Genomic DNA, 4,787 nt, shown 5'->3' on the forward strand with positions numbered 1-4,787 from the left:
CATTGCGACACTAATCTTCTCTTGTTACGCGCAATACTTCTTCCAGTGTGGTTTGCCCTGCCATGACTTTGTCAAAGCCGTCTCGTCGTATGGAAGCCGTGTTGGTGCGAATGTGTTTTTCTATGGCTTGCTCGCCTTGCCCGTTGTGTATTAATTCTCGTACATTGTCATCAACAATTAATAATTCATGTATGCCGGTTCTGCCGCGATAGCCTTTATGTTTGCATTCGCTACAGCCTGTGGCGCGATAAATCACTTCTTGGGTGTCGCTTGGTAACCCCAGTAAACTGCATTCTTCTTCATTGGGTAGGTGGCTTTCTTTACAGTGATGACAAAGGGTGCGCACTAGGCGCTGTGCCAGTACCCCAAGCAAACTTGACGACAGTAAAAAGGGCTCTACGCCCATGTCTTCCATACGGGTTATCGCCCCTGCGGCGGTGTTGGTATGTAAGGTTGATAACACCAAGTGGCCCGTTAAACTCGCTTGTACTGCTATTTGCGCGGTTTCTAAATCGCGTATTTCACCAACCATGACCACATCCGGGTCTTGTCGTAAAATTGCGCGTAGGCCGCGGGCAAAGGTCATGTCAACTTTGGTATTTACTTGGGTTTGACCAATCCCTTCAATGGCGAATTCTATTGGGTCTTCAACCGTTAAGATATTCCGCTCTTTTTCATCAATTTGTGTTAAGCCCGCATACAAGGTGGTACTTTTACCTGAGCCGGTTGGGCCGGTCACTAGAATAATACCGTGCGGTTTTTCAATTAATTGGCTAAAAGCATACCGGTTGTCATTGGTCATGCCAAGCTCTGCTAAGTCGAGTCGGGCGGCGTTTTTGTCTAATAACCTTAATACCACGCGCTCGCCATGGCCGGTTGGCATGGTTGAAACACGTACGTCGACCGCGCGGCCACCAATGCGCAGTGAGATGCGGCCGTCTTGAGGAATGCGTTTTTCCGCGATATCCAGTTTCGCCATGACCTTAATACGTGACACTAATAAGGAGGCGAGCTTGCGGTTTGGTTTTAATATTTCGCGTAACACGCCGTCAACCCGAAAGCGTATTTTAAGTGCCATTTCAAAGGTTTCAATGTGTATATCACTGGCCCCTTCTTTGATTGCTTCGCTGAGCATGGCGTTGATAAGTTTAATGATGGGGGCGTCGTCTTCATTTTCGAGTAAGTCTTCGCTTTCCGTCATTTCGTCGGCGAGGGAGTAGAGGTCTACTTCTTTGCCAATGTCTTCCATCATTTGTTGGGCTTCAGAGGAGTCACGCTGATAGGCTTGGGTCAGCAGTAATTCAAAGGCTGGCACGGTTTGTACATTAAAACTAAACGGCGCTTTAATAATACGGCGTACTTCAAGTATGGTGTCTAGACTAATGTCTGCCAGGCAATATAACACATAGTGCTCGTCTTCTTTGCTGAGCAAGACGCTGTAACGCTTGGCAAAGGCAAAAGGTAAGCGCCAAGCCACTGACGTTTCTTCTGCCACTTCGATAAGCGCCTCACTTAAGGTTTCACCTGTGTCATCACCTTCAGCAGGCGCGTGGCTGACGAGGTCTTCCACTAAGCTGTCGACGCTGTCAAGCAGCGCGTCTTTGTCTTGAGTTACATCGCTTGACATTATTCTTGTGTCTCTTTCGGAGTGGCTGCAGGAGAAGCCACGGCGTTATCAACAGCCTTTTGGGTGGCGTTGGCGTCTTTCTCTTGCTGCAATGTGGCTTGATACTGTTCAAACGACGGTGGCAAAGCCAGTTGGTCATTCCATTGTGGTAAAATAGGCAGGTGCTCGTCATTCATTAACGATAAGCCTTCTTCTTGTTTACGGATTTGCTCAGCGCGCATAAAGTTATATTTATCTTTTGCCATGTTGTGCATCATGTTGGCGTCAGTGATAATTTTGGGTTTTAAAAAGACCATTAAGTTACGCTTGCGTTTGCTGGTAGAGGTAGATTTAAATAAATGGCCCAGAATAGGGATGTCGCCCAGCAGTGGCACTTTTTGCTCGCTCTCTTGAACGTCTTCGTCAATTAATCCGCCCAAGATAACCGTTTGGCCACTTTCAACCATGACCGTGGTTTTAATTTCACGTTTATTAATGGAAATATCGACCCCGGTTGCGCCACTCACCGACGACACTTCTTGTTCAATGGTAAGTTGTACGCTGTCACCTTCGTTAATTTGTGGGGTAACCAATAGCTTAATACCGATTTCTTGACGGTCAACGGTTTGGAAAGGGTTAGCATTATTGCTGCCCGTTTGTGAGCCGGTAATAATCGGCACTTCTTGGCCTACTAAAAAATACGCTTCTTCGTTATCCATTGTTGTGATACTTGGCGTGGCTAAAATATTTGAGTTAGTGTCTGCACTCACCGCTTGCACAATCGCGCCCCAGTCGTTTTTCATTACCCCAAACATGCCGCCACTGACCGTACCCAGTAACTGTGCTAATAGGGTGTAATCGCCATTGGTGTCTGGGTTAACGACGGTGTCGCCATTTTCTTTAATGACCGTGGTGCCTTGTTCGCCTTCGGCCGACTTTAGCGCCCCTGCAATGCCGGTGCTTGGCGCAATGCCGTTAGTAAATTGGGTAAAACCACCGCTTTCGCTGTACCATTGCACGCCCAGTTGTACACCGTCTGTTTCGTATACTTCAACAATGATAGCTTCAATGTGTACTTGTGCCCGTGGTACGTCAAGTTGGCGAATAACGCCTTCTAATGAGCGCAACATGTCAGGTTGGCCAGTAATCACCAAGGTGTTGGTTGACTCATGGGCTTCAATGCTGGTTTCGGTGCTGGTGTTGCTTTTGGTGCGGCTATTGGTCGCTCCCCCTTCAGAAGCAATGGTTTTACTGACCCCATTCAACACTTTGACTAAGTCTTGGGCTTTGGAGTATTTCAGGTAGTACACGCGGGTGTTACCGCTGGTTTCAAGCTCGTTATCAAGGCGTTTAACTAAACGGGCAGCGCGCTCACGGGCTTTAACTTCACCACTAACAATAACACTGTTACTGCGGTCGTCTGCTACAATTTTAGGGATTAAAAAGGTTGGTTGTCCGGCTTTGCCGCTATCCGGCTTATTCATGGCCTCTAAGATGCGTACCATTTCACCGGCCGAGGCGTATTGGAGTTTAATAATTTCAACATCTTGGTCACCGGCTCTGTCAACACGCTCAATGATATTGACCAAACGATTTACGGTGGCCGCGGTGCCCGTTAACATAATCACATTGGCTGGGTCGTAGTTTGTCACATTACCGCCACCGGCTTGGTCAGACAGTTGGCGTAAAAGTGGCACTAACTCACGTACGGTGACGTTTTTAACTTCCACAATGCGGGTCACCATTTCATCACCCGCAATGCTGCTGTTACCGTCAACCACCGGAATAGCGGATGTTTTAGCGTCTTTATTGCGAATAATTTTAATGATGTTGTTTTCACGCTCAATCGCAGAGAAACCATACACCGCTAACACGTTTAAGAAAAACTGATAATACTGCTCTTCGGTTAACAAGTCATAACTGCGCACATTGATTTTACCGCGCACGTTAGGGTCGACAATCATGGTTTTTTTCAAGTTTTTACCCACAATGGTAACAAACTCAACAATTTCTGTGTCTTTAAAACTTGGCGAATACTCAGCAGCACTGGCTTGGCCGATGGCAAAAATACCGCTAAAACTGATTGCCGTCACTACAACCAAACCCAATGCTTTAAGTTGCTTAAACTTGCGGCGTATTTGTTGAACCGCAATGGCGTTTAAGGTGGTGCCCATGAAAAATTCCTTATGAGTGTTTTATGTTAAAACAAATGTAAAAAACAAAAATGACTATGGCGAGTTAACACCCGGCTTATTCAATGCTAAACAACACTTCAATCAGCCCGTTATCGCGCTCTACTAACAAGGCAATATCTCGCGCGGATTTTAACGCTGACATTGCTTGTGCTGCTTCAAGTGGCACTAATAAATCATGCCCGTTCATTTGTATGGCAACATCGCCTGCTTTTAACCCCGACATCTTGAAAAATGTTGGGTCTTTACCCGGTGACAAACGATAACCCGCTATGCGCCCATTTTTACGTGCAGGCGCAATGCGAAGGTAGTCGGTTATTTTACCGGGATTGTTTTGTAAATCTTGGCGTAACTGCGCCGCTGCTTGTTTTAGTTTGTCGTTAGTGCGTTGGTCAACAACACTGGCCTTGCCCTGAGGCGCTGACACCTTAGGCCCGCTAACCTCTGAGGTTTTTGCTGCTTGTTTACTGGCCTGTTTGTGCGTAACACTTTGCGCCGGTTGGTTATAGTCTGCGCCATCTAGCATTAAGGTTTCTAAACGCCCAGATTGCTTAATGATAACACGGTCAATCAACACTTGTTCAAGGGTGGCACGCGTGCCTTCGATAATATCGTCAATACCATAGGTGGCTTGCTTGCGGTTATGCTCAATGACAGCCGCGGCAATAGTCACGTCGTCACTGGCTACTAACCCCGACAAGGTTAATTGTAACCGCGTTTCAGGTGCCGAGGCAATTTGCTCAACCGTTTGGCTTGGCGCTTGTTGGTTGTATTCACCAAATAAATTTAACGATTGTAATGCTGACAAATCAAGTGTTTTAGCCGTTGATGCCTGCTGGGCAACCGCAACCCTTGCTGCGCTTTCATGCCCAACGCTTTGGCTAGTGCTAGGCACAATTAACCATGTGATTTTAGCTAAAATAAAAGCAATATAAATTAACAAGCCAAGACTCAGCGCTTGTGCTATTTTTTTATGCGGTAATTTTGCT

3 protein-coding genes are annotated in these 4,787 nt (G+C 46.6%); all 3 read right to left on the reverse strand.

Annotation, left to right across the window (positions count from 1 at the left end; genetic code table 11):
- Positions 1 to 10: 10 nt before the first annotated feature.
- On the reverse strand, positions 11 to 1,594 hold the full coding sequence (gene gspE, locus AC0UA9_RS16645) for a type II secretion system ATPase GspE (protein ID WP_475661772.1): 1,584 nt from the start codon (positions 1,592 to 1,594) through the stop codon (positions 11 to 13).
- Between the two features lie 32 nt (positions 1,595 to 1,626).
- Complete coding sequence (gspD, locus tag AC0UA9_RS16650) at positions 1,627 to 3,780, reverse strand: type II secretion system secretin GspD (protein WP_475661768.1); 2,154 nt, start codon at positions 3,778 to 3,780, stop codon at positions 1,627 to 1,629.
- A gap of 76 nt (positions 3,781 to 3,856) precedes the next feature.
- Positions 3,857 to 4,787, reverse strand: a 931-nt coding sequence (gspC, locus tag AC0UA9_RS16655) for a type II secretion system protein GspC (protein WP_475661770.1), incomplete at its 5' end; no start/stop codon positions are given.

Source organism: Colwellia sp. F1, assembly GCF_056238625.1.

Bases quoted from the DNA above. Each gene is read 5' to 3' on its own strand.
- gspD (WP_475661768.1), bottom strand. From the start codon at position 3,780: ATGGGCACCACCTTAAACGCCATTGCGGTTCAACAAATACGCCGCAAG.